Annotated in this window: 2 protein-coding genes and 1 other annotated feature; both genes read left to right on the top strand. The window is 29.3% G+C overall.

Annotated elements, in window-relative coordinates:
* Positions 1-237: 237 nt before the first annotated feature.
* Positions 238-404: a binding site (T-box leader), on the top strand.
* 124 nt (positions 405-528) lie between these two features.
* Positions 529-1,920 carry a glycine--tRNA ligase gene (locus LPC13_RS15305; protein WP_005214829.1) on the top strand — a complete coding sequence of 464 codons (1,392 nt, stop codon included), beginning with the start codon at positions 529-531 and terminating at the stop codon, positions 1,918-1,920.
* 182 nt (positions 1,921-2,102) lie between these two features.
* Positions 2,103-3,479, top strand: coding sequence for a UDP-N-acetylmuramoyl-L-alanine--D-glutamate ligase (murD, locus tag LPC13_RS15300; RefSeq protein ID WP_234088979.1), 1,377 nt, complete (start codon positions 2,103-2,105; stop codon positions 3,477-3,479).
* Positions 3,480-4,085 lie beyond the last annotated feature (606 nt).

Raw genomic sequence — 4,085 nt, 5'->3', positions numbered from 1 at the left:
GCGATAGCTCAATGGTGGAGCACTCGGCTGTTAACCGATAGGCTGGAGGTTCGAGTCCTCTTCGCGGAGCCATTTTAATTTTAAAGAGTTTTGTAGGAGCAGATAATGTCTGTTGATACAAAACTCTTTTATTTTTTATAATTTTTAGAAAGTTTATTTATATAATAAAAAAGTCTTTTTAAATAGGTATGTTACTTGACATATAATAGGCTTTTGGTAAAATTAAAATATAATTTAATATACGCAATGATAAAGAAGAGTAATTTTATTTATCTTTTCAGAGAGATGATGGTTGGTGTAAATCATTAAGATAGTAAGATGAAAGGAGCTTTTGAGTGTAATTTATGAAAGTTGGGCTTTAGCCAAGAAGGGTGGAACCGCGGAAAGTTATTTTCGTCCCTTTGTGGTTATAAGGCTTTTTTTATTATAAAAGAATAAATGTGACTAGTTTTAATATAGCTAACTAATTTATTGCAAATATAACTCAATAGATTAAATTGTCACTAAAAAAATTGGAGGTAAGAAAACATGGCAGTAGAAAAGACTATGGATAAAATCGTTGCTTTATGTAAAAGCAGAGGATTTGTATTTCCTGGATCAGAAATTTATGGAGGACTTGCAAACTCATGGGATTACGGTCCATTAGGAGTTGAGTTCAAAAATAATGTTAAGAAGGCTTGGTGGAAAAAATTCGTTCAAGAAAGCCCATACAATGTTGGTGTAGATTGTGCTATATTAATGAATCCAGAGGTTTGGGTTGCATCAGGACACGTTGGTGGATTTTCAGATCCATTAATGGATTGTAAAGAATGTAAGTCAAGATTTAGAGCAGATAAGCTAGTTGAAGATCATATGACTGAAAATGGAGCAGAGGTTGCTACAGCTGATGGATGGACTAATGAAGAATTAATGGAGTACATAACTAAGAACAACATAGTTTGTCCTAAGTGTGGAAAAATGAACTATACAGATATTAGAAAGTTCAACTTAATGTTCAAAACTTTCCAAGGTATAACTGAAGATTCAGCTAGTACAGTATATCTAAGACCAGAAACTGCTCAAGGTATATTTGTTAATTTCAAATCAGTTCAAAGAACTTCAAGAAAAAAAGTACCATTTGGTATAGCTCAAATTGGTAAGTCATTTAGAAATGAAATTACTCCAGGTAACTTTACATTTAGAACAAGAGAATTTGAACAAATGGAATTAGAATTCTTCTGTAAACCAGGAACTGATTTAGAGTGGTTTGGATATTGGAAAGATTACTGTTGGAACTTCTTAAAGAATTTAGGTGTTAATGAATCTAACTTAAGAATGAGAGATCATGGTGAAGAAGAGTTATCATTCTATTCAAATGCAACATCTGATATAGAATACTTATTCCCATTTGGTTGGGGAGAACTTTGGGGAATAGCAGATAGAACAGACTATGACTTAAAGAAGCATGCTGAACATTCAGGAACAGATATGACATACTTAGATCCAACAACTAATGAGAAGTATGTTCCATATTGTATAGAACCATCATTAGGTGCAGATAGAGTTGCTTTAGCGTTTTTAGTAGATGCATATGATGAAGAAGAATTAGAAGGTGGAGATGTTAGAACAGTAATGCACTTACATCCAGCATTAGCTCCATATAAGGCTGCTGTATTACCACTATCTAAGAAATTATCAGAAAAGGCTGATGAAGTATATTCAATGTTAGCTAAAAACTTTAATATTGAATACGATGAAACAGGAAGTATTGGTAAGAGATACAGAAGACAAGATGAAATAGGAACTCCATTCTGTATAACAGTTGACTTTGAGACTGAAAATGATGGATGTGTAACTATAAGACATAGAGATTCTATGACTCAAGAAAGAGTTAAGATTGAAGAGTTAAATGACTTCATAGCAAAAAGTTTAGAATTTTAATTAATAATACTGAAGGTAATTCCACAAGAGTTGCTTTCAGTATTTTTTTTATTAATTATTAAAGCGATAAAATCCTATATGGATAGAATATAATATTCTATAATGTTATAATTAGAAAGAAATGGGACAGAATTAAAAAGATATAATAAAGTAGCTTTGATATAAATAAGTTGGAGGTAAATATGAAAAAGGATTTTAATGAATTTAAAAATTTTATTAAGGGAAAAAATGTTGCAGTTGTAGGAATTGGGGTTAGTAATATACCTTTAATAAATTTTTTAGTAAAGTTAGGAGCTAAAGTAACTGCTTTTGATATGAAAACAGAAGAAGTATTAGGAGAAGTTGCTATAGAATTTAAAGAAAAAGGTGTAAATTTAGAATTAGGAGAAGGATACCTAGATAAGTTAGTAGGTTTTGAAGTTGTATTTAAAACTCCATCTATGAGAATTGATTGTGAAGCATTAGTCAAGGCTAAAAATGAAGGTGCATATATAACATCAGAAATGGAAGAGTTCGTTAAGTATTGTAGAGGGAAAATATATGGAATAACAGGCTCTGATGGAAAAACAACAACTACCACTATAGTATCTAAGTTATTAGAAGCTCAAGGATATAAAACTTGGGTAGGGGGAAATATAGGTACACCGCTATTTTCTAATATAGAAGAAATTGAAGAAAATCATATGGTAGTATTGGAGTTATCGAGTTTCCAACTTATGACTATGGATACTGCAGTTGATGTTGCCGTAGTTACTAATTTAGCACCAAACCATTTAGATATGCATAAAGATATGCAAGAATATATTGATGCAAAGAAAAATATATTCTTATATCAAAATAAGGAAAATGTATTAGTTGTAAATAGAGAAAATGAAATAACTTATGGATTTGAAAATGAAGCTAAAGGAGAAATAAGAGAGTTTTCTTCTAAAAGAGTGCTGGAAAATGGCTCATATTTTGAGAATGGAGTTCTATATTTAGAAGGCAAAGAAGTATGTAAGAAAGATGATATAGTTATTAAAGGAATGCATAATGTAGAAAATTACTTAGCTGCATTTATAGCAACAAAGGATGATGTTGAATTAGATACAATGAAAAGAGTAGCTGAAAGCTTTACTGGAGTTGAGCATAGATGTGAGTTAGTAAGAGAAATTGATGGAGTAAAGTATTATAATGATTCTATTGCATCAAGTCCTACAAGAACATTAGCTGGATTATTTGCTTTTGAAAGGAAAGTTATATTAATAGCGGGAGGATATGATAAACATATACCTTTTGCTCCTTTAGCAGAAAAGGGATATCCATTTATAAAAGAATTAATACTTCTAGGAGATACCAAATATTTAATAAAAGAAGCTTTTGATAAATTAAAAGAAGAAAAAAATATAGAGGTACCTATTATTATTGTTAATTCTTTAGAAGAAGCTGTAATTAAGGCAAAGGAAATATCACAGCCAGGAGATATCGTAACATTAGCACCAGCATGTGCATCGTTTGATATGTTCCCTAACTTTGCAATAAGGGGAAATAAGTTTAAAGAAATAGTAAATAGTATATAGTATATAGTATATAGATTAAAAAGAAGTAGTATTGTTACTATTTCTTTTTTTATTGCTATTAATATTTTTTCTTATATAAAGATTGAAAAAAATAAAAGTTAATTGATATAAAATGAAATTTATTAATTGATTTTTAATATTTTACTTAAGTTTTTTTATGAAAATAAGGTTGTTTTAATATAGATTTTAGAGAGAAGTTAAAGAAAAAGGCGTCAACAATTCCTAGTGTATCAATATGAGAAAAAAAGAGTAAAAAAGAGAAAAAAGGATAAAAAAGCATATAAATTATTATTAAAGTAATATATATATATTAAATTAACTATTAAACATGTTAATATAAAACACGTCGTCGGGAACAAATGAAACAAACGAAGCGAAATGTTTCTGATGAATGTGAAAACAACTTAGAAAAAAACAAAAAAGTTTTTTAAAAAAAGTTGTTGACATAAAAAAAGAAAAATGTTATTATAAATAGGCAGTCAGGTTGATTGCGAATGATCTTTGAAAATTGAACAGAATATAAATTAAGAACCAGCAATTCTTTTGAGAGTCTTAAAATAAAGACTCAAAGTAATTTGAGCAAATGATTAAACTTTTTAGTGAGAG

The sequence above is a fragment of the Clostridium celatum genome (genome assembly GCF_021412605.1).
In the GTDB taxonomy this organism is placed as follows: domain Bacteria; phylum Bacillota; class Clostridia; order Clostridiales; family Clostridiaceae; genus Clostridium; species Clostridium celatum.
The sequence above is the reverse complement of the archived record's forward strand: the minus strand, read 5'-3'. Positions and strand labels throughout refer to the sequence as shown.